The organism is Polystyrenella longa, from assembly GCF_007750395.1.
GTDB lineage: Bacteria > Planctomycetota > Planctomycetia > Planctomycetales > Planctomycetaceae > Polystyrenella > Polystyrenella longa.
Genome location: NZ_CP036281.1, coordinates 2,487,692 through 2,510,288 on the forward strand (window position 1 = coordinate 2,487,692; position 22,597 = coordinate 2,510,288).

16 protein-coding genes are annotated in these 22,597 nt (G+C 50.0%); 14 read left to right on the plus strand and 2 right to left on the minus strand.

Features of this window, described 5'->3' with window-relative positions; genetic code table 11:
- Positions 1-94: 94 nt before the first annotated feature.
- The 3 genes from Pla110_RS09220 to Pla110_RS09230 all read left to right on the plus strand — a co-directional run bounded on the left by Pla110_RS09220 (position 95) and on the right by Pla110_RS09230 (position 4,254).
- Positions 95-1,510: a hypothetical protein gene (locus Pla110_RS09220; RefSeq protein ID WP_144995379.1), complete on the plus strand. Its 1,416-nt coding sequence runs from the start codon at positions 95-97 to the stop codon at positions 1,508-1,510.
- Positions 1,511-1,768: 258 nt separating this feature from the next.
- Positions 1,769-2,152 carry an IS200/IS605 family transposase gene (tnpA, locus tag Pla110_RS09225; protein WP_231742960.1) on the plus strand — a complete coding sequence of 128 codons (384 nt, stop codon included), beginning with the start codon at positions 1,769-1,771 and terminating at the stop codon, positions 2,150-2,152.
- A 338-nt stretch (positions 2,153-2,490) separates the two neighbouring features.
- On the plus strand, positions 2,491-4,254 hold the full coding sequence (locus Pla110_RS09230; RefSeq protein ID WP_144995381.1) for a tetratricopeptide repeat protein: 1,764 nt from the start codon (positions 2,491-2,493) through the stop codon (positions 4,252-4,254).
- Between the two features lie 118 nt (positions 4,255-4,372).
- On the opposite strand, the gene Pla110_RS09235 is transcribed toward Pla110_RS09230, so the two are convergent.
- Positions 4,373-5,818 carry a DUF1501 domain-containing protein gene (locus Pla110_RS09235; protein ID WP_144995383.1) on the minus strand — a complete coding sequence of 482 codons (1,446 nt, stop codon included), beginning with the start codon at positions 5,816-5,818 and terminating at the stop codon, positions 4,373-4,375.
- A gap of 306 nt (positions 5,819-6,124) precedes the next feature.
- Here Pla110_RS09235 and Pla110_RS09240 point away from each other — a divergent pair, with 306 nt between their 5' ends.
- The 5 genes from Pla110_RS09240 to Pla110_RS09260 all read left to right on the plus strand — a co-directional run bounded on the left by Pla110_RS09240 (position 6,125) and on the right by Pla110_RS09260 (position 13,680).
- Positions 6,125-6,829 carry a DUF4198 domain-containing protein gene (locus Pla110_RS09240; RefSeq protein ID WP_144995385.1) on the plus strand — a complete coding sequence of 235 codons (705 nt, stop codon included), beginning with the start codon at positions 6,125-6,127 and terminating at the stop codon, positions 6,827-6,829.
- Positions 6,830-7,139: 310 nt separating this feature from the next.
- Complete coding sequence (locus Pla110_RS09245; RefSeq protein ID WP_144995387.1) at positions 7,140-10,301, plus strand: PVC-type heme-binding CxxCH protein; 3,162 nt, start codon at positions 7,140-7,142, stop codon at positions 10,299-10,301.
- On the plus strand, positions 10,298-11,305 hold the full coding sequence (locus Pla110_RS09250; RefSeq protein WP_144995389.1) for a polysaccharide deacetylase family protein: 1,008 nt from the start codon (positions 10,298-10,300) through the stop codon (positions 11,303-11,305). Before Pla110_RS09245 ends, Pla110_RS09250 begins: the two co-directional genes overlap by 4 nt.
- A 328-nt stretch (positions 11,306-11,633) precedes the next feature.
- On the plus strand, positions 11,634-12,521 hold the full coding sequence (locus Pla110_RS09255; RefSeq protein WP_144995391.1) for a LysR family transcriptional regulator: 888 nt from the start codon (positions 11,634-11,636) through the stop codon (positions 12,519-12,521).
- Positions 12,522-12,588: 67 nt separating this feature from the next.
- Positions 12,589-13,680, plus strand: a complete 1,092-nt coding sequence (locus Pla110_RS09260; RefSeq protein WP_144995393.1) for an isochorismatase family protein — start codon at positions 12,589-12,591, stop codon at positions 13,678-13,680.
- 210 nt (positions 13,681-13,890) lie between these two features.
- Here the strand turns inward: Pla110_RS09260 and Pla110_RS09265 are convergent, their stop codons facing one another.
- A complete protein-coding gene (locus Pla110_RS09265; protein ID WP_144995395.1) occupies positions 13,891-14,640 on the minus strand; it encodes an SDR family NAD(P)-dependent oxidoreductase in 750 nt (249 codons plus the stop codon).
- A gap of 62 nt (positions 14,641-14,702) precedes the next feature.
- Here Pla110_RS09265 and Pla110_RS09270 point away from each other — a divergent pair, with 62 nt between their 5' ends.
- The 6 genes from Pla110_RS09270 to Pla110_RS09295 all read left to right on the plus strand — a co-directional run bounded on the left by Pla110_RS09270 (position 14,703) and on the right by Pla110_RS09295 (position 22,565).
- Positions 14,703-15,497 (plus strand): FRG domain-containing protein, encoded by a 795-nt coding sequence (locus Pla110_RS09270; RefSeq protein ID WP_144995397.1) that lies wholly within the window; start codon positions 14,703-14,705, stop codon positions 15,495-15,497.
- A 143-nt stretch (positions 15,498-15,640) separates the two neighbouring features.
- Positions 15,641-16,300 carry a 3-keto-disaccharide hydrolase gene (locus Pla110_RS09275; RefSeq protein WP_144995399.1) on the plus strand — a complete coding sequence of 220 codons (660 nt, stop codon included), beginning with the start codon at positions 15,641-15,643 and terminating at the stop codon, positions 16,298-16,300.
- Between the two features lie 96 nt (positions 16,301-16,396).
- Positions 16,397-18,337: an FAD-dependent oxidoreductase gene (locus Pla110_RS09280; RefSeq protein WP_144995401.1), complete on the plus strand. Its 1,941-nt coding sequence runs from the start codon at positions 16,397-16,399 to the stop codon at positions 18,335-18,337.
- Between the two features lie 191 nt (positions 18,338-18,528).
- On the plus strand, positions 18,529-19,731 hold the full coding sequence (locus Pla110_RS09285) for an aromatic ring-hydroxylating oxygenase subunit alpha (RefSeq protein WP_144995403.1): 1,203 nt from the start codon (positions 18,529-18,531) through the stop codon (positions 19,729-19,731).
- Positions 19,732-19,755: 24 nt separating this feature from the next.
- Positions 19,756-20,964, plus strand: coding sequence for an exo-alpha-sialidase (locus Pla110_RS09290; RefSeq protein WP_144995405.1), 1,209 nt, complete (start codon positions 19,756-19,758; stop codon positions 20,962-20,964).
- A gap of 104 nt (positions 20,965-21,068) precedes the next feature.
- On the plus strand, positions 21,069-22,565 hold the full coding sequence (locus Pla110_RS09295; RefSeq protein WP_144995407.1) for a sulfatase family protein: 1,497 nt from the start codon (positions 21,069-21,071) through the stop codon (positions 22,563-22,565).
- Positions 22,566-22,597 lie beyond the last annotated feature (32 nt).

The following is a 22,597-nucleotide window of genomic DNA, read 5'->3' on the forward strand; positions in this document are numbered from 1 at the left end:
ATGCATTTCCGGATACCATAGGGAACGGAATACCACGTTTTTTTCTGTCAACTTCAGCAACTCTTGTTGAACTATTTTTCCGAGGTTTCGACCTATGTCTATCTACACGGCACGCTCTTATACAGCTATTTTCAGATCGTTATTACTGATCTTGCCAATCATGATGCTGAATGCTCCCCTTTCAGCGCAATCACCCAATTTGGCAAGTGTGGAACCCCAGGGAGTGGGGTTAGTGAAATTCACAGCGGACCCTGACTGGACTCAACTTCCTACTTTCTTTAATGAGCAGGAGTTTTATATTTCACTTATAAAGGGTAAGCGGAATAAATTCCCGACAGAGTATCAGCTAAAAATCAAAGTGCCAGGTCTTGTATTGATCGCAACGCCTCTGAACGAGCCTCCGAATTTAGAAGGCTACGATGAGGAAGAAACTGAAGGTATGACGTTCGTAGCTCCTTCAGAATTTGTAAAGAAAGGATGGGAGCCCGTTGGTGTCGCAATGCAAAAAGGTTTACCACAGATCCTGATGAGAAAAAATTTCGAAATCAAAGGTGATATCAATTTTATGGTTCAGAAGAATCTGGGACCGTTCCTATTTCTACCGACTAAACCAGAATACGCTCAAACAATCAGCTCTTTGGACGTGGTTGCTCTCGACAATCTGGTGAATTCGACAACGGAAGTCACCGTGACAGACGCTTCATCAACATTTCCAGATGGCTTATCGCCAGGGGAAAATGTGCCTGTAGAAATGAAGCCGAATACTTCAGAACAAACAGAAGCACAACCGGGTTCCCCTAGTGCTGGACAACCAGGAGGACTTGTTGGAACCATCTTAGGTATTGCAAAGGCACTGTCCGGAAATGGTCCAGTTGCGACGCCACAAGAGGCTTCACCGGTAAACAACAAGCCACAAACAGGCGACAATAAAGCGATGTTCATTAAGAATGTATCACTCGAAAAGATCAAATGTCCTGTTGAGCGAGAGGAAGTCGATCGCGAGTTGCATACAGACTATCGAGGAGGAGTCGTCTTCTTCAGCAATGCGGAATCGCTCGAAATGTTTAAAAAAGAAACTGATCAGAATTCAGCTCCGGCCAATTATCAAATATTCCTGACAGGTCAGGCAACGCAAAAACGTTGTCCATTATCGAATAACGATTTCGATGAAGAGTATTCGATGAATGTCGGATACGGAAAAGAGGTTTATTTCCATTCGCAATCTGATCTGAGTCGTCTCGAAAAAACAGAAGCCTCATACAAATTGCTGAAGATGTTTGGAAACACTCCTTTTGAGCGGGCATTTGAGGTAGCCATTCCTGAACCTCCTTCTGCAGAATCTCCATCTCCGGAGACTATCTCTTCAGCAACCGTTGCTGGTAATGAAGAGCCTCAATCTGTTTCCAACCCTCAAAATAAAACTACCTCTACAAAGAGTGTTCCCGAAAAGAGGAAACTCTCGAAAGGAGCATTGCGTCGCCTTGAACGCAGTGAAAATCGCCAGGACTGAATCGAAACTGTGCCAACTTGATTCATTTTCCGTATTGTCATCTTGGTTGTCGACTTGGCTGATCTTTGGGTGAAAACCAAAACATTGTATTTACGCGTCCAACAAAGTCGACGATTTATTGTCCTTGCGACGGGTTTAAAACCCTCGCCTTCAGGAGAAACCTTTAGGTTTTACAGTTCTGTTGATTAGGATTGAAGGATGGAAAACTATCGCACGAGTTCTCACAGTCGTTATGACATCAAATACCATTTTGTGTAGGTGACGAAATATCGTAACCCAATTCTCACCAGTGCGGTAGCTGTCCGTCTGCGTGACTTGGTGCGAGAGGTTTGTCGGTCGCATGACGTTGCGATTCTTGAGGGGGCGGTTTCGAAAGATCACGTTCATGTTCTGTTGTCTTGTCCTCCCAATTTGTCGCCCAGCAAAATTATGCAGTACTTAAAAGGGAAAAGTTCACGAAAACTGACGATGGAGTTCAAACACATTCAAAAACAATATTGGGGCCGCCACCTTTGGGCCCGAGGTTACTTAGTCGCGTCGAGTGGAAATGTAACTGATGAAGCGATTATGGCATATATCCGTGGACAGGATGACACTGAACCGAGTGATGGTGGTGACAACTTCCGTGTTCCTTCATCGTGAGCGAAGGACTTCAGTCCGTAGCTCACGAATCTTCAAACCCACCGGCTTCGGCCGGTAAGTGTTTAGTGCATTTATGCATGTTATCGCCGACTTTTTTTCGCTTTTACTGTGGGCTGAATGGAGAAAGAAACAATGTTCAGCTATGAACTTGAAATTGTCTGAATTTGAGGTCCTGTTGCTCTATAGCTCCCCAGTTCGGATGGGAAACACTATACTCCTCTCTGACGGACTTGAGAGAGATCATGTAAGTAACGAAGAAAGCACTTCGCCCTTTTTGCACTCAGGAAAGTCGCAGAATTCATTAGCCATTTCGCTTTTCTCCGATTGGATAGCTGGTCATGGATGAGAACCAGAATACGCTGCAGTCTGCTTTGGAATTACATCAGGAAGGCTCTCTTGATCAAGCCGAACCCGCCTATCGCAAACTGCTGGCTGTGGATCCGAACAATATGCAGGTTCGATTTCTACTCGGCACATGTCTGTTGCAACTGAATCGATATGACGAGTCGATCTCAATTTTAGAGCCTCTCACTGAACAACCCTCCGCAGGACCCGACGTCTTCAATAACCTCGGTATCGCTTACCGCGCGACAGGGAATCTGGAAGCCGCCGTATCTACTTTTCAGCAGGCGATCAAAAGTAATCCTGAATATAGTCAAGCGTATTTCAACCTGGGCGAATTACTTGAAACGGGAAATGCTCTCAAAGAGGCGGCCCAATGTTACCGAAAGGCATTGGAGTTGACGCCTACGGATCATCAGGCTGGTGCTGCGTTCGCTCGTGTGCTGACACGAATGAAGAATTGGGCCGATGCCGAGAATATCTATAGACAGATTCTCTCGGCCGATCCGCAGAATGAAGAGTATCTGGTACAACTTGCCTTTGTTCTCGCCAGTTCAAAACGGGTCGAAGAAGCTCTGGAGATCTATCAGGACATTCTGTCACGTAAACCGGATTTCGCAGAGATCATGGGCAGCGTCTGTTATCTGTATGAAAAGTTGGGACAATTTTCCGAAGCACGTCGCTATGCGAAGCAAGCTCTGGATATAAAACCGGACTACGCGGAAGGTTGGAATAATCTCGGATCCGTTGCTCTGGCCGAGCACCAGCCAGATGAAGCGATTCAGAATTTTAAAAAAGCAGCCGAGCTGGTTCCGGAATTATCAATTGCTCACTATAACGTGGCGACAACTCAGTTATTGCAAGAGAAGTATGAGGCTGGCTGGACGGGTTACGAGTATCGATTGAATTTAACACCAACCCGGTTTCCTCAGTATGCCGAAGGCAATTGGCGAGGAGAAGCGATAACCGGGAAAAGGCTGGTGATCATTGCTGATCAGGGGTTCGGCGATACGATACAATTTAGTCGCTTCCTCAAGCGGGCTAAAGAAATGTCACAAGCGGACATCACTTTTCTTTGCCACGAGCCTTTGGTCTCACTTCTGGCTCCTTCCTTGAAAGAGGTTGGACCAGTAGTAGCGACGATCGATAATGAACCCTCGTTCGACTATCAACTTCCCCTCTGCTCACTTCCCGGATTGCTGGGTATCCATCAACCAGACAAAATCTCACAGAGCGGTTATGTCGAATTACCTGGGTCAGCCTCTGTTGAAGTGACGACGCTTGTGCGGGAACTTGATACGGGGCTTAAAAAAGTTGGGCTTGTGTGGCGCGGTAACCCGGAACAAGACCGGGACCAGCTTCGTTCCTGCCCTCTGGAAAAACTTAAACCTCTGTTCAATTTGAGCGGGATTCAGTGGGTGAACCTGCAGATTGATGAACAATCACGAACAGATCTTGAAAGCCTGCAGTCCCCAGCTCGGTTTCTGCACGCCGGTCATCTGGTTAATGATTTCCGGGATACGGGCTGGTTATTAAAGCAGCTGGATCTGGTGCTATCGGTCGATACGGCAGTCGCTCATCTTGCCGGTGCACTCGGCTTACCTGTTTGGACGATGCTCTGCCATACTCCCGACTGGCGCTGGCGTCTGACTGGCGAGGAATCAACATGGTATCCACAGATGCGATTGATTCGTCAACCTGCCTGGAGCGATTGGGATTCTGTCATTGCTCAAATCGCGCAAGAGCTTCCAACGGCGTGATTCATTTGGAATTAATAAGCTGCTGGACGACGAGAACCTATCTTAAACCCGGTTGAGGGGTTGTCCAGAAATATCAAATGGGGCACGACTCGACTAGCCAGAGTGGATCCGGGCGCTTTTAGAACAGTTCCGCAATCGGGGCGCCATTTTCCACGATGAAATTAGGGCGTCCACTTCCATCGATATAATGTTCGTGAAGCGGCACACCCATGTGTTTGTAAATCGTCGCGGCGAGGTCTCCCGGAGTGACGGGACGCTCAAGTATGTTTCCCCCGTCTTGTTCTGTGGCTCCGATGACCTGTCCATGATTGAGGCCACCCCCCGCCATGACCATCGACATACAATTCTGCCAGTGATTTCGACCGTCTTGGCTTCCCTGTGTTCCCATGTTGGGAGTTCGGCCGAATTCGCCCATACCGATCACAAGCACATCATCCAGTTTGCCTCGTTCTTCGAGGTCGCTCACCAGAGTCGTAAACAGACGGTCGAACAAGGGCAGCAAAGGTTTCAATCCTTTGGAGATACCCCCGTAAACGCCTCCCGGAATGCCATGGTTGTCCCAGGTTCCCGAGGCGCTGTGATAGCTGAGGTCGAGAGTCACGAAACTAGTCCCTGCCTCGACCAGCCGACGCGCAAGTAATGTTTGCTGGCACCAGAGGTGGTCGCCGTAGCGTTCCCGCATATCTGCTGTCTCCTGTTCCAGATCGAAGGCGGCTTGGGCCTTCTGTCCGATGAGGAGATCAACTGCCTGTTGTCGATAGGTATCAAGAGAGGCCATCGAACCGGATTGGTCAATCTCTTTTCGAAGTCTATCGAATCCTGAAACGAGTTCCTGTCGATTTCGGATTCGCTCATGAGACAATTGACCGGGCAACGCGAATCGGTTTCCGCTACTCTTATTCCCGGTATCGTTACCCAGCAGGTCATAAATAGGGAGTCGGGCAGCATCGTTCGCGATAAAGGGATCGTGTTTTTTGCCCGCATCTCCAGCAAATGCTATGTGTGAATGGTTCTTCATAAACGCGACGTAAGGTGGCATCGATGCGTCGTTCGATCCACGGAACTTGGAGCAGAGAGACGCGATCGAGGGGAACCGGTCCCCTTTTCGATTCGATCGAGGCGCAGCGCCAGCGAATCCGGTCTGCATTACCATGTTGGGTTCATGATTGCTGTGGCGGCAGTCCACAGATCGAATGATCGTGATCTTGTCCTGCATGGCCGCTTGCAGTGGAAAATGTTCGCAAATGTGAACACAGGGTACCTTCGTCGCCACAGGGGAAAATGGTCCCCGATTGTTGTCAGGACGATCCGGTTTCATATCCCAGGTGTCGATGTGGCTGGCACCACCAGTCATCCAAAGCAGGATGACGCTTTTCCCGTTGGCAATGTACTCACCAGATTTTGCGGCTTCGGCTTTACGCTGCATCAGCCCGGGGAGCGATAATCCTGCTAGACCCGCCATACTCGCTTTAAGCATGTTGCGTCGACTCTTCAGTACCAACCCTTCCGGAGTAGTCGGCTGAAATGAGTTAAATGCATGTTGATGCGAATGGCCTGCGAACATTGAGGGTACCTTGTCATTGCTGAGCGACGGCAAAGTGAAAGTGAGTGAGTCTAAAGTGTATTCATATCCTAATGGGAGACAACGATTTCGACAACATATTAATGCCTCTTTATCTGTTCCTGAGACTGATTAGAGGGGGTTTAAACGATCAAAGCGACTCGTTCAAAATCGGAGAAGAAATTGTCTCTCCAGAAATGATCTCAATAATCGCTGTTCTTAGTTGATACTGAGTCTCAATTTCACTAGTCTAGGGCTGTGGCCTCAAATTGTTTGTAATGCCCTGCCTCTTTAGAAGACTGATTAATCATGATGAAATTGCGACGATTGTTTCTCGCCGGTGTTGTTGGACTGGTTCTTCTCCCTCAATTAGCTCAGGCCCATTTCCTCTGGTTGCTTCCTCTGGCGACCGAAGAAACAGGGATTCAAGTTCACCTTTATTTTGGTGAGTTGGCTGAAGCGGACGACCCTGCACTTCTGGAAAATGTTATGGCGGCCAAAGTCTGGCAAATGGCTCCCGGTGGTAAGAAGGTTGACCTCTCTACTGCGAAAGGTGAAGAGTCGATCATTGCGATTCCCACTATCAAAACTGGTCCTACAGTCGTTGCCGCTTCACATAATTACGGTGTCTTGGAACGGGGTGACAGCTCTTTCGTACTGCAATACTACGCGAAATCTTACAACGATGCGAAACCCGCTGACTGGGGAACCATCAACGCTGCCTCCGCTTTAAAACTCGATATTACTCCGAAACAACTCGGCGGAGACGAGATTCAGTTGCAGGTGAAATGGGACGGCAAACCTCTCGCTGATGCGGAATTAAAAATCGAGGACGATAAAGGCGATGTTGAGCTGGAAGGGAAAACAGATGCCGATGGAAACTTCGTATTTACAGCTCCTAAGGGCCACTTGTTTTCGATCCGTGCAAAACATGTCAATGAAGTCGCAGGTGAGCAGGATGGCAAGGCCTACTCCGATACTCGCTCTTACAGTACTCTTGCTCTTCAACTGTAGGCAGTATTCGTTACTCGCCTAATAGAAAAGCAATAATCGAAACACAACTTCCCTTGGTTGAAGGCGCCTTTCATTTTGAGAGGTGCCTTCTTTTTTTATCCTGATTTTCTGGCACACCGCATCGCACCCAGATAACAAAGCTGCGGCGTCCCGATACCACCTGCTGAGACGATCGGTAGTTGACTTTCCCGGAAAGGCCCATTAAACCAGAGGTACATATCAAACTTTCTTTATCTGATCTGCGTTCCTGCAGAGATGTGCCTGATTGACCAACTTGTTCGCTTTGCATCGACTTGGAAGTTGCCTTCATATGAGACCTAACCGCACAGACTCTGCTTCCAGACGACTTCTTTCCTCTCCGTTCTCCCTCTTCGCTCTAAAAGCCAAACTCGCGGTTTGGTTGACTGCCACACTCTGTTCCGGTGGGTATATCCTGGCTCAAGGCTATCCTGCCGAAGAAGCTGCGGGGAAAATGTGGGTAACGGACGGATTTGAAGTTCAACTGGTCGCATCGGAACCGCAAGTGCGACAACCTGTGTCGATCGATTTTGATAACAAAGGTCGGCTGTGGGTCATGGAGTATCTGCAATATCCCAATCCGGCTGGATTGGAACGAGTGAAAGTCGATCGGTATTCACGCACAACGTACGACCGGGTGCCCGAACCCCCTCCTCACGGTCCACGCGGGGCCGACCGGCTGACGATTCTCGAAGACAAAGACGGCGACGGAATATGTGAATCGGCGAAAGACTTTGTTGACGGTTTGAATCTGGCGACCGGATTTACGTTTGGGAATGGGGGCGTTTATGTTCTGCAGACCCCTTACCTGCTCTTCTACCCCGATCGCAACCAGGATGATGTTCCTGATTCCGACCCGGAAGTCCTGCTGAGTGGGTTTGGAATGGAAGATACGAGCTCTCTGGCGAACTCACTCATGTTTGGGCCGGATGGTTGGTTGTACGGAACACAGGGAACCAACATTCAGGCCAACATTCGAGGTGTCCAGTTTGAGCAGGGAGTGTGGCGATATCACCATGCTCGCGATCAGTTTGAACTCTTCTGTGAAGGAGGAGGGAATTCCTGGGGACTCGATTTTGATGCGGCAGGAAATCTATTTTACAGCACCAATCATGGTGGTTACGTCATGCATCATGGTGTCCAGGGGGCCTACCTGGAGAAAGCGTTTGCCAAACATGGCGAACTGCACAATCCCTTTGCTTTCGGATATTTCAAACATGTTCCTCATGAAAACTTTCAGGGAGGCCATGTCACCGTGGGAGGATTGGTCTATCAAGCGGATGCCTTTCCCGCAAAGTATCGTGGTAAATACTTCGGTGCCGATACGCTGGGGCATGGTGTTTATTTCAATGATGTAATAACGGATGGCGCGACATTTAAGACCGCGTTTGCGGATAAACTCGTGCTGGCTAACGACACCTGGTGTGCCCCGAGTGATATGACGATGGGCCCCGATGGAACGTTGTACTTCTGCGACTGGCACGACCAACGTACGGCGCATCCTGACCCGGACGCCGACTGGGATAAGTCGAATGGGCGCATCTACCGCATCAGCCCAGTGGGGATGAAATCGACCGAGCACCAGAATCCCGCTGAACAATCCAGTGCGGAACTCATCGAGTGGTTGAAAAGCGATAACAGCTGGATGGTTCGCCGTGCGAGGTTGGAGCTGGCCTCGAGGAAAGATCAAACAGTTGAACCGACATTACTGAGTTGGCTGAAGGAGCCTACCCCGGAGAAATCGACACTGGCGAGAGAAGCACTCTGGACCTTGTACAGCATGGATGCGTGGCCACGAATTACGGAAACGGACCCGGAATTGATCAACCGCCTGTTAACTCATTCTGATCCTGTGATTCGGACTTGGACGGTGCGGTTTGTCGGGGATCAATATCATTTGGCGAAAACAGAACCGGAAGCGATTACGGCAAGCAAATACTTGCCACAGTTGATATTGCTCGCTGAGCAGGAAATGGATCCTGTCGTCGTTAGTCAACTGGCCTGTACTGCCAAACGTATTCCCGCAGAGCCCGGTCTTCAGCTTGCGTCTCGTATTGCCAGTCGAATGAATATCTTGACGGATGCTTACATACCGCTGCTCGTTTGGTGGGCTGTCGAAGAGCATGCGATGGAGGCCCCCGAACTGGCTCTGCAACTCTTCGCGAGCCCGAAAGCGTGGGAGAATGAATTTGTGCGGACGATTCTGATTGGCCGATTGATGCGTCGGTTCGCGGGTGAAGGAAGTAGTCAAAGTCTCCATGTCGCCGCTCATCTGTTTAACACGGCACCCGATGCTAAATCGCAACAGCAGTTGTTGGCGGAACTCAACAGCGGTTTGAAGATGCTGGGTAAAGAACAGATTTCCGGGTTGCCGCTGACAGGTTTCTTTAATCAAGTTGCTGTTGTTAAACAGGAAGAGGCCGAGGCGGTCGCGGTCAAATTGGAATCGCAAGCGACAGAGCTGTCTCAAACCTTGCAGCGCATTTGGGAGGCGGATCGACGCAACCCCCTGCTGCTGGAAATTCTCATTCGATTAAGTAGCGACGAAGCCTTGCAACAGGCGCTGCAGTTGGCCACTAATCAATCTTTATCCGTCGAAGATCGAATTGCCGCCTTAACCGTACTGGAGCAAGTTGGTGATGAACGCGTGACAGCACCCTTACTAAACCTGATTCAGTCGGGAGAACCTGAACCAGTCGCTTTAAAAATGCTGGACGTATTAGCACGTCACTATAGCGAGGAGGTTGGGGATAAGCTTCTCACGCTATATCAGGAGGGCGACCCGAACTTGAAACCGAGCGTGCTTACCATCTTGATTGCCCATCCGGAGACAACGCTTTCCCTGTTGCGATTGGTTGATCAACAAGAATTGCCTGATTCCCTCCTCACAACGGAGCAATTAAGGCAGCTCGCTTTGCACAACATGAGCGATATCGATGACCTGGTTCGCAAACATTGGGGAAGTATTCAGGCGGGAACAGCGGAAGAGAAGCTGGCCGAGATTCGTCGAATCATGAACGATCTTCGCGCTGCCGAGGGGAATCCCGAACAGGGGAAAACAATATACAAAAAGATCTGTGCGAACTGCCATAAGCTGTTCGGTGAAGGCAACGTAGTTGGACCCGATCTGACTCGGGCAAACCGGCATGATCAGCTCTTTCTGCTGACGAGCATCATTGATCCCAGTGTGCAGATTCGTAAAGAATACTTGCGATACGTTCTGGTGACGACGGGAGGTCGGTTGGCCGTCGGTTTATTAGTCGAGGAAACCGATTCTCAAATCACCTTGCTCGACGAGAAAAATCAGAAAATTGTTATTCCAGCCGAGGAAGTCGATGAATTGACCGCATCAAATATCTCCTTGATGCCTGAAAACCTGCTGAAACCTCTCAGTCCTCAGGAGCTTCGCGACCTGTACGCCTACCTGCAAAGTAAACCGGAGCCGCAACCATGAATTCTCCCCTGTCCCGTCGCCTGTTTCTGGAGCAAAGTGGCTTAGCGCTGATGGTGGCAGGCGGTTTGTCGGCATTTTCTCGACCGCTAGCTGCCGCAGAATCTCCCGCGAAAAAAGCACAGATTGCCATTACGCTCGATCTTGAAATGAGCCGGATGTATCCGACTCGCGACGAGATGGAGTGGGATTTTCAGAAAGGCAACCTGAACGACGAAACCAAAGCCTATTCGTTGAAGGCGGCGCAAATCGCCAGTGAGTCAGGCGGATTAATTCACTATTTCTGTGTAGGTCGCGTGCTGGAACAGGAGAATATCGATTGGCTGAAAGAAATTCACGAACTCGGTCACCCGATTGGAAATCACACTTACGATCATGTGTATGTTCTGGCCAAAAAACCGGAAGAGACGCAGTTCCGATTCCAACGATCTCCCTGGTTGATCGAAGGCATGACGACCGAGCAGATTATTCGCACGAACATCCGCAAAACGACTTTGGCAATGGAGCAGCGATTGGGATTCAAACCGAACGGCTTTCGAACTCCGGGTGGCTTTTATACGGGGTTGGAAGGTCGGGAAGACATCCAGCAGATGTTACTGGATGAAGGATTTTCCTGGGTGAGCAGCAAGTATCCCAGTACCAAGAGTTATAACCCCGCTGACATGCCGAAGCAGGATATCTTCGACGAATTGATCGCCACACAGGAAGCGGCACAACCGTTTGTTTATCCGACAGGTCTCATTGAAATTCCAATGAGTCCCACGGGGGATGTCGGAGCCTTTCGTAGCGGTTTCTGGAACCGCGACGCCTTCCTTGAGTACGTCGAACTCGCCGTCAATTGGGCGATAGAGAATCAGGCCGTATTCGATTTTCTGGCCCATCCGTCGATCATGTATGTCGAGGACCCGAACTTTGAAACGATCAAGCTGATTTGTGATCTGGTAAATAATTCAAATGGAAAAGCGGAGATCGTGTCGTTGTCGACCATTGCAGAGCGGGTGCAGTAACTGTTAATCCTGCTTTAAAAAATGCCCCGCTAAAAATACGACCAGGGAGTCACAAAGGGCATTCCCTGCGCGTCTCCCTGATCGATCACATCCAACTCAACTCTGTAACAACTCAACTCAACTGGGTGTTACCGACTCTGGATATAGAACCCCTGCTCCATTCGCGTTGTGCATGGGGCACTTTGCAAATGAAACAGGGGCCTCCTCAGCTGTTTGGATTGTCTTCCTCAATGCCCCAAGTATTGCGGAAAGCGATGGATACATCCAATGCATTTATGTACTATATTCTATGCGTCTTGTGCATGATGAATTGGAAAGAGATAACTCGATGGAAATTGATCAGTTAAGGTATTTTCTGAAAGTCGCTGAGCGGGGAAGTTTTACTCGTGCGGCGGAAGAATTGCTGGTTTCACAGCCCGCGCTCAGTCGCTCCATTCAAAAACTGGAAGAAGAACTGGGGCAGCCTGTCTTTGAACGGAAGACCCGCTCCGTCTCGCTCACGGAGGCGGGGACGCTCTTACAATCCCGCGCTCAGCAGATGTTGCAGATCATGGAAGATACGAAGGCTGAAATCTGTGACGACGGAAATTCGGGCCGTATTCGTCTGGGAGTCATTCCGACGATCGCCCCCTTCTTGTTGCCCGACTTACTACAGAAGTTTGCGACGGAATATCCCAAATCGATGCTGACAGTTCAGGAAGAAACGACCGAGAAACTGCTCAAGAGTTGTCAGCAGGGAGAAATCGATCTGGGGATTCTCGCGCTGCCTGTGCCCGCCAAGTATCTGGAGATCGAAGAACTGTTCGAAGAGGAACTCTTCCTCGTTCTGCCTCCCGATCATCCATTGGTTGATAAAAAACAAATCAAATTAAGCGATGTAGAACCGTATCCTTTCGTGCTGTTGGACGAAGCTCACTGCCTTTCGGATAACATCATGTCGTTTTGTCGCCAGAAATCGATTCACCCCGTCGCGTTGGAACGAACGAGTCAACTGGCGACCGTACAGGAACTGGTCGCGCTTCGTCACGGCGTTTCGATGGTGCCGGCGATGGCTCGTGTATTAGACAAGACCGACCGCCGGGTTTATCGATCGCTGACCGGTAGCAAACCGACTCGCAAGATTGCCGTCGTCTGGAACCCGTACCGATTCCAGAGTCGGTTGATTCAGGTTTTTCGCGAACATCTGAAACAGTACGCCAAAAAGGGAGCCAAATAGAAACCAGAGGGGGTACAATCGAGGTCCGTTTTCTACTGTTTTGCCGTTAGTGAAAAGGAAATCTGAGATGACGTCTCACCGAAGTATCTATTTTTGCCTGCTCCTCCTCACTTTGGTTTCTCCTTCTTTCGCTGAAGAGAAATCATCGGACGTACGCACTTATCAGAATAAGTTGACGTTGCTCGAAAATCCGGAACCTCTGCTGAACGACTATCCCGAGTTCATCGCGCCCGTGAAAGAGTTAAACCGGTACCAAGCACCTCTGCTGGTGAATGATCCAGGAGCTGATCTCAGTGTGCGTGCCTGGCGGTTCTCTTATAACGCTCGCGGTATCATCGAAGTTCCCAACAACATTCGTTTGGATCAAACGGCAGTCATCATGGTGCACCCCTGGGGGATTGATGACGGTCAGGGTTGGACCACTCCCGAACCTGCTGGCGTAGCCGATTTCTGTACACCCGAAAAAAATCATCTCGCCGCCCGGCATACTCGAGAAGTGATTAATCCCTTCCTGAAACGAATGCGGGGCAAAGCGGGATTCATCATGTATAGCATTATTGGTGACGTCGATCCTCTTCGGAAAAAGATGTACCGAACGTTTGATGAAAACCCGACGAAAGAAGAACGGGAAGTCGCCCGGGCCGCCGTTCTGAAAAAGCTGGCGGAATTCAAATATGAAGGGGAGCTAATTCCTCAAGAGATTACTCTGTCCTCAGAGACACCCGTGATTGATTACTTCAAACAATTCCCCGGTATCGATTCCGGTCCCCGGTATAACGGTGCAGGTTTCTGGGAACTACCCGTCCCGGTGACGAGCGATGTCACCGTCGAGCATGACGATGTCTTGATCTTTGACCGCGAAGGTTACAAACCGCTGAAGGAATTCCTCAAAGCGAATGGTATCCGGCACATTCTGCTGACCGGTTACGCCACGGATATGTGCTTTTGCAAAACGACCGCCGGTTACGAAAATCTGTCGCGAGATTTCAATGTCTTCCTGGTAGGTGATGCCAGTCTGGCCACCTTCCCCGCCAACGATACTCCCCGGCATGCCACTAATGCCCACATTTCTTATGCAGCCCTCAATCAACTCGTAACGCAGGTCTCCTGGATCAAAGAGATCGACAGCGGCGTTGAACCGAAGGTGAGCCAGAAGTAAAGCTGGTCGTTACGAATAAAGTACAGAGGGTGGTCCAGACAATCGCGCCAGCGTTGTCTGGGTTGCGCAGCAACACTAATCGCTGATCATTCAGTAAACTCAAAACGCTCCCTCGACCAACTCATATGAGATTACGTTCAGCGCTTAGGTGTGCCTTCGGCACCCAGACAACACTACGTGATTGTCTGGGCCACCCGATTAGCCATTTGCTTACAACAGTGCGCCACCGTCGACGACGTGCAATTGGCCTGTTGTTAAGGTCGTACCGATGGCCAGATGCAGGACGGCGTCGGCGATGTCGGAAGGTTTGGCCGGGCGTGGAATGGGGTAATTCGCGGCAAGGCCTTGCAGGGCATCTTCGGTCATGACAGAGCGGAGCCAGCGGCTTTCAATGGGACCGGGGCAGACGGCGTTGACCCTAATCTCGGGAGCCAAGGTCAGGGCCATCGATTTCGTAAGAGTGTTGAGTGCCCCTTTACTCGCACAATACGCTATGCTGGAACCTCGACCGCAGATACCGGCGATGGAACTGACATTCACAATCGCCCCCTGCTCCGACTGTTTGAGCAATGGTGCCGCCGCTTTCATACAGAAGAAAGGTCCCTTAAGGTTGACTGCCAGGATCGAGTCCCAGACATCTTCTGTTAACGCCTCGAGATCCTTATGTTCAATGAATTCCGTCTTCGCCGCGTTGTTCACTAACACGTCGAGCCGCCCGCACTCTTTTTCAATCCGGGCGATCATCTCTTTAACGGCCTGTTCGTCGCTGACATCGGCCTGCATGACCCACGCTTTTTGTCCTGCCTCCTCGACAAGCTTCTGCGTTTCGGACGCTTCCGTTTCGCTCCGCGAGTAATTGATGATGACATCAAACCCGACCTCCGCAAATTGAACGGCACAGGCACGCCCGACGCCCGTAGCGGCTCCGGTAATGAGGACGGTTGGATTGGTGGGATTCATAGTGGATTTAATCTTAAAAGTGTGATTACAATGCGGGGGACAATTATGAAGGTGTGAGGGTTATGAAAATTCGAAAAGCTAGGTCGATCTCAAAAGCATTTGATATTGCGTCATATATTCTTTCTAAATGGCACTATACGTCACCATATTTCTGGTTTCGCGGAGTCAATAACAGGAATCTTAAGTTAGTTCCTGGTGCTTACTGGCGAAAGAAGTATGACGAGTATGCACCCTTGGTTTCGTTTGCTCAAGAATCAAGCTCATTTAAATCTGATTATTCAGACGTAAAGAGTTGGGATTTTTACTACTTTGCTCAACATAATGGGATACCGACACGTCTATTAGACTGGACTGAAAGTTTTTCCTCAGCTCTTTTTTTTGCGTTAGAGACGCCGAAAAGTAACGCCGTTCCATGCGTTTGGATCATGGATCCCTGTTCGTATAACGAAGCAATAATGAATTGGTATGGGATTTTTGCCCCGGAGAACTACGAAGAAGCTGATATTTGGTTGCCTCATTTAGTTAAGGGCCCGCAAGCATTAGTAAAGCAAGACCTTGACGGGTGGGTTTATAACAATCTCCATCCGGTTGCGATCTATCCTAAGAGGTCCAATCCGCGTATATCGAACCAGCAAGGTTATTTCACTGTTCATGGTAGCGATCGACGTAGTCTGGATGAGATTCTCTCTTCTCTTGGTCATTCATCTGGCGACGTCTTCGCAAGAATTGATTTAGAGGGAATTGATCGAAAAAAAGCACTTGAGCAACTTTCGCTGTTGGGAGTTCGTAGAAGTGCAATTTTCCCTGATATAACTAATTTAGTCGCCCAGCTGAAAGAGTATTACGAGTGGAAGTGACGAAAACGAATAGTCAAATGTTATCCATGCATAGTAGAACTGCTCACTTGCCCCTGCCCCCCTTTCCGGGTTATCCTCTCTAATATCAGTGGTTTTCGAATTTAAATACTTTCACACCTGAATTTTCACCCGGGAGATTGCTCATGCGGAGATTGGTTGGTTTTGGTTGTCTGGCGTTGGTTGTGGCCTGTTCGGTTAGCTCCGTGATGGCGGGCGAGGCGGTTTCGCTGTTTGATGGAGAGACCCTCAAGGGGTGGACTCAGAAAAATGGCACGGCGACCTACCGGGTTGAAGAGGGGACCATCGTTGGTAAAACAAATGAAGGGAGCCCGAATTCGTTTCTCTGCAGCGATAAACTCTACGGCGATTTCGAACTCGAATTTGACGTTAAAGTAGCTGACGAACTGAACTCGGGTGTGCAGATTCGGTCACAAACTAAAGATGGCACCAACGAAGGCCGGGTGAATGGTCCTCAGGTTGAAATTGAAGCGAGCGGTGCTAACGGAGCCGAAGCGGGTTACATTTATGGGGAATCGACTGGCCGTGGCTGGTTGACTCCGGAAGATAAACTGATCCCACACAAACACTTCAAAGATGGCGAGTGGAACCATTACAAAGTCGTGGCCAAAGGGCCACGCATTCAAACTTGGATTAACGGCCACATGGTCGCTGACTTGACCGACGAAGCGATTTACGAATCGCACCCCAAAGGATTCCTCGGTTTGCAGGTCCATGGTATCGGCAAAGGTAAAGGACCTTACGAGGTCTCCTGGAAAAACATCACCATCAAAGAACTTGACTAATATTGTTGATGTCGCTTTGACTGAAAAACGAAAAGAGCTCAGGTACAATACCTGGGCTCTTTTTTTATCGCGATGGATTTTAATGATGGAACTGATATGAGTCTGCCTGATACTCCTCTGCCCAATTCACCCGTATTGAAAACCACAGAACTGCATACGGATATCCTCGTTGCTGGAGGTGGACCAGCGGGTGTCTGCGCGGCGCTGGCTGCGGCACGTACCGGGGCGAAGGTCATACTTTGTCAGGACAGACCAGTTCTGGGGGGCAATGCTTCCAGTGAGATTCGGATGCATATCGTGGGCGCGAATGGAACGGGAGGATCGGAGCGAGGGGAAGAGCTGGTCACCGAGGCGCGCGAGGGAGGCATCATCGAAGAGATTCGTTTGGAAAATTCCGTGCGCAATCCACAGCGATCCTCTTCCATGTTTGATTTGATTCTGTATGACAAATGCCGCACGGAACCCAATCTCAAATTGATGCTGAACACCACCATTGTCGCCGCCGATGTTGAAGACGGAAAAATCGTCGCCGCACGAGGAGTACGCCACAGCACCGAGGACGAGTTCATTATCCGGGCAAATACGTATATCGATTGCACGGGAGATGGCCGATTAGGTGTCGAGGCAGGAGCCCCGTTTATGGAAGGGCGTGAAGACAAGGCGGCGTACGGAGAGAAACTGGCTCAACAAACGGCCGACAACCTGCGGCTCGGTTCGACAATTTTGATTCAGGCTCGTAAGCATGATCGACCGATGCCTTATCAGACGCCCAGTTGGGTGCGGTCCTTCTCGAAGGAAGAGTTGAAGCTTCGTCTGTACGCAACTCCGGGTGATGAGGAGCCGACGCATGAGTATGGGTACTGGTGGGCAGAATGGGGAGGAACGCACGACACCATTCGTGACAACGAAGTGATCCGCGATGAACTGCTGGCCGTCACTCTGGGAATCTGGGATCACATTAAGAATGGGCCCCCGGAAACGAGAACGGGAACGGAACCGGGGAGCGACCCGTTTGAAGCTTCGCACTGGGCGCTGGAGTGGTGCGGATTTGTACCGGGGAAACGGGAAAGTCGCCGGTTTATTGGTCAGCATGTCCTGACGGAGCACGATATCTTAAATTCGGTCCCCTTCTCTGATGCGATTGCCTTCGGAGGGTGGTCACTCGATCTGCATCCTCCCGAGGGAGTTGATGTCGCCGAGGAGGAACCTTGCGTTCAGCATGAAGTACCTCACTTGTATGACATTCCATTGCGAGCCTGTGTCTCGAAAACGATTTCAAATCTGATGTTCGCCGGTCGGAATATCTCGGCGACACATGTCGGTTTTGCCTCAACGCGCGTGATGGCGACTTGTGCAGTGATCGGTCAGGGAGTCGGAACGGCCGCCGCCATCGGAGTTCAAACAGGGATCTCCCCGGGAGGGATCAGTAGCGATCTCAAGTTGGTTCATCAAATTCAACAGCAACTGCTTCGAGATGGTTGTTATCTCATTGGTGTGACGAATGAAGATTCCGAAGATCTGGCGAGAACAGCAACGGTGACTTCGTCCAGTGAACAAGAAGGATGCGAAGCGTTTTTGGTAGTCAGCGGGCAGACGCGAGCAGTCTTTGGAAAGCGGGGCGCTCCAGTTGATCGGGCAAGGTCCGGAGTGCATCGTTGGATGTCTGATCCCACAGATGGATTGCCTGCCTGGATTCAGCTCGAATGGTCGGAACCAGTGGAGATGCAGCGTATCGAACTCACTTTTGATACAGGAATGCATCGGCATCTTACGTTGAGTCTCCACGACGGATATACATCGAAGATGCAGTGGGGAGTCCCCCAACCTGAAACGGTCGCCGACTATGAAATCGAACTATTTGACCAAGAGTCCAATTGGCAGACAATCGAAAAAGTATCAGGCAATTTTTTGCGGCAGCGAAAGCATATTTTTGGAGATCCTCAAATAAAATCCGCAGTACGGGTTCGAGTGCTCAGTACGCAGGGAATTGAACAGGCTCGAATCTGCGAAATTCGCATCTATAGTCTAAACAAATGAAACGTTCGCCCAATCTCTTCTCCAAAAATGCCAAAAGATAAATGTAAAATATTGACTTGAAGACCTTGGAGATTAAATACTGATTGCAGGCAAAGAAGTACGGCACCAGAGGGAGCGAACCACATTGTGCAGGAGGGTGGATTGCATCAGTAGATTTACTTCTTTGAAGGATTGGTACGGGCCCGACCGTCATGTTCATTCACAAAAATCAATTAGAATATCAACTTAGTTCGAAACATTATCAGGACGCAGACTTTTATCAGACAGAGCTGGACCGGCTGTTTTTACCGGCATGGCATCTGGTCTGTATGAAACAGGACGTCGCCAATCATGGTGACTTCTATACGACTGAAATGTTCGATCGTCCTATCATCATTCGGAATGACAACGGCGAGTTATGCGCCTTTCTGAATGTCTGCTCTCACCGACATTGTAAGCTGACGAATAAAGACTGCGGGAACATGCCGCAGTTGAAATGTCAGTATCATGGTTGGGAGTACAAACCCAACGGTTACACGGCTAAGATACCGGACGCGCGCTGCTTCCGTCCTTTTGATCGCGAAAATGCGCGTTTGGAAAAATATCGAGTCGAAACTTGCGGCGAAAGTCTTTTCATTTGTTTTGACTATACGGCACCTTCTCTGCGGGAGTTTCTGGGGGACTTTTACGATACTTGGAATCAGTTGTTTGATATTCCCCGTCGCCACAATTGGCATTGGAAACAGGACTTCGACTGCAACTGGAAAATCCCGTTGGAAAACACGGTTGAGACGTATCACGTTCCGTGCGTCCATGGGAAATCGCTCGGTATCGAATATCCGAGTGAAGAAGCTCAGGAGCACATCATGACTCCGGAGTTCACGGAGCTGATTTATGATGTCTGGGACGAACCGAAGCTGGGGAGATTGCAGCAGCGGGCTGTGAAACGCTTAGGAGGACCGGACACGGGGCAATACATCCATCGTCATATCCACCCCCATCTGGTGTTCACGATTAACGATCTTGTGCTGCACGCTCAAATCTATCTTCCGACGTCTCCCACGACAGGACGGACGGAAATCTGGAACTGGACCCTTGAAGGGAGTCGGAAAAGTGTGATAGGGTCGATTCTACGCCCGGCACTGGCCTGGTATTTCCGCCACGCTAATCAACGTATTCAGCTGCAGGATAAAAAAGTCTTCGGTCCCTGTCAGGAGGGTGTTTCCTCTACAGCCTATCGAGGTTGTCTGGGGAATCGGGAAGAACGCATTTATCTGTTTCAGCGATACGTGGGCGAGAAGTGTGGTGTGCCGACCTCCAAATCGATGTCGTTGCAGGAAGAATGTGATCAATTCAAACAACAGGCCCACGCGCCGCAGGTTGAGGAAAAGGTTACAGAAGAAAGCGCGACATAGAACAACAGAGACTGGATTCCAATTGTGAATGCGATTCTACTGCGCTCCTGCTTCGTTCTGTTCGTGCTCTCACTCTACGGGAGTTTTCTTCACGCCGAAGATAATCAGGTTCAACCCGACCCCGTCGAGGCTCCCGAATCGACTTTGATGTTGGACTTGCCCGAAACAGGGATGGATCCCACTGCGATCGATTTTCAAGCTCTCCCGAAAATCAAAGGGAAACATGGCGTTGTTTCCCTGGGCGATGAAGAGTGGAATTTCCGTCTGCATAACTACCTCGCGTTCCATGATGGGAAGTATTTCTGTTTCTGGAGTCACGGACCTGTTGTGGAAGACAAAGCACGGCAGCATTTGCAATATTCCACCAGTCTTGACGGATTAAACTGGGAAGAACCTCGCGTTCTGCTGGGCCCACCCAAAGAAGGCTACGGTTACATCGCCCGGGGTCTGTGGGTCCGTGATAATCAATTGATTGCCCTCGCCAGTCTGTACGAGGCGCCCAGTTTTAACGGTGGTGATCTGGAACTGGTTGCGTCGATCTGGGACATTGATAAACAGTCTTGGAGCGAACCTCAGCTGATTTTTGATGACGCGTTGAATAACTTTCCTCCTAAAAAACTGGCTACGGGCGAATGGATGATGTCCAAACGGTCGGCCAAACGGGATGTTTCCATTCTCATCGGTGGCGTTAAGGCGATTGACGACTGGAAAGAGTTTCCGCTCTCGACTTACAAGGCCGATGGAGGAGGCAAACCGGAAGAACCATTCTGGTGGAAATTGCCTGATGACAACCTGGTCGGCCTGTTTCGGGATAACAGTCGTTCCGGTCGTTTGCTCCGCGCATTTTCGACCGACAATGGACGAAGTTGGACCAAGATGACTAAGACCAATTTCCCAGACGCGACCAGCAAGTTTCATGTGACTCATACGTCGAACGGATATTGGGTGATGTTTTCCAATCCTAATCCGAAGCAACGTAACCCGTTGTGTATGTCTGTTTCTCGTGACGGGCTAGTCTTCGATCGCATGGTCCGGTTACCCGTTCCCGAAGAACTGGAAAACGCCAAATGGGCCGACAGTTCGCGATTCGGATCGACCCGTTATGAGTCGTGGCAGTACCCGCATTCAATTGAACAGAATGGGTCCGTGCTCGTCGCCTTTTCGCGTCGTAAGCAGACAGTCGAAGTCATTCAAATTGATCTGGACGATATCGCCGGGCTGTATCTGGATTAATTCTTTTCTGCACTAAGCGGCTGGTTTTGTCATCAGCCTTTTTCTGGTTTCAGAGTTGTCTTTTGCTCCCTCTGTCCCTGCTCTCCTTTATTCAGGTGAATCTCATGACTCATCGTCTGCTCTGGTTGCTGTTAATCGTCGTCGCCTGTGCTTTCAGTGGGACGGCTTATGCTGACTCGAAAAGAGGATCAAATTCTAATGAGGAACTGAAGAATGTGATTATCTTTGTCGTGGATGACATGGGTTTCCAAGCAGGATGTTATGGCAACGAAGTCATCAAAACTCCTAATATTGATCGCTTGGCGGAGGCGGGGACGAAGTTCACCCAAGCGTACTGCACGACTGCCAGTTGCAGTGCAAGCCGTTCTGTTCTGATGACCGGTTTACACAACCATGCAACAGGGCATTACGGTCATGCCCACGGTTATAATCACTTCAGTACTTATGAATCGGTTCGATCTCTGCCAAACCTGCTGAACGACGCGGGCTACCGCACGTGCTCGATTGGCAAGTATCATTTGGCACCGGAGTACATCTACCACTTTCAGGAGTATCGGAATCAGAATATTCAGGGGAGTCGGAACAGTGTGCAGATGGCGAAGAATGCTCGCGAGTGGATCACGGAAGAAGATGACCGTCCCTTCTTTCTTTACTTCTGTACCTCCGATCCACATCGTGGTGGTGGGTCGGATGGCTTCTCCAACTTCAACAACAAAACAGACTATTATCCTGGCGTAACCCCCGTGATTTACTCCCCGGAAGAAGTCATCGTGCCTGACTGGTTGCCGGACACTCCTGAGTGTCGGGCCGAATTGGCCGAGTTTTATCAGGCGATCTCCCGACTTGATCAAGGACTCGGCTTGCTACTGGATACCTTGAAAGAGACGGGGCACTGGGACGACACGTTGATTCTGTTTCTGAGTGACAACGGCCCTCCCTTTCCGGGAGCGAAAACTAATCTGTATCAACCCGGCGCCAACTTGCCACTCATCGTGCGGAATCCGGAGTCGAAAGAGACTGGACAAGTTTGCAATGCACGGCTCTCATGGACTGATGTTGTCCCCACTGTTCTCGATTATTGCGAAGTTCAACCAGACCCGGGAGTGATGATCCGCACGACGGAAAACAGAGGTGAAGTCGCTAAGGGCGGGAAAAAAGTCCCCTACTTTAATCATGGGCGATCCTTCCTGGACGTCATCGACCAGAAAAATCCGGAGGGCTGGGACGAGATCTACCTCTCGCATACCTTCCACGAGATCACCATGTACTATCCGATGCGGACGATCCTCTCAGGAAAGTACAAGCTGACTTTCAACATCGCACATGATCTGCCTTATCCGTTTGCGTCCGACCTGCAGGAAAGCCCAACCTGGAAGAGCGTAATCAATTCTGAGAGAGAGACTTACGGAAAGCGGACGGTCTACAACTACATCCACCGGCCCGAGTTCGAGATGTACGACCTCGAACAGGACCCGGATGAACTATATAACCTGGCTTACGACAAAGAGCATCAACGTGCCTACGAAGAACTCTCCGGCAAACTGAAAGCTTGGCAAAAAGAGACCCTTGACCCGTGGGCACTCAAGTGGAATTACGAATAAGCGAAGATATAAGATGGCATGAGGGACTTCAG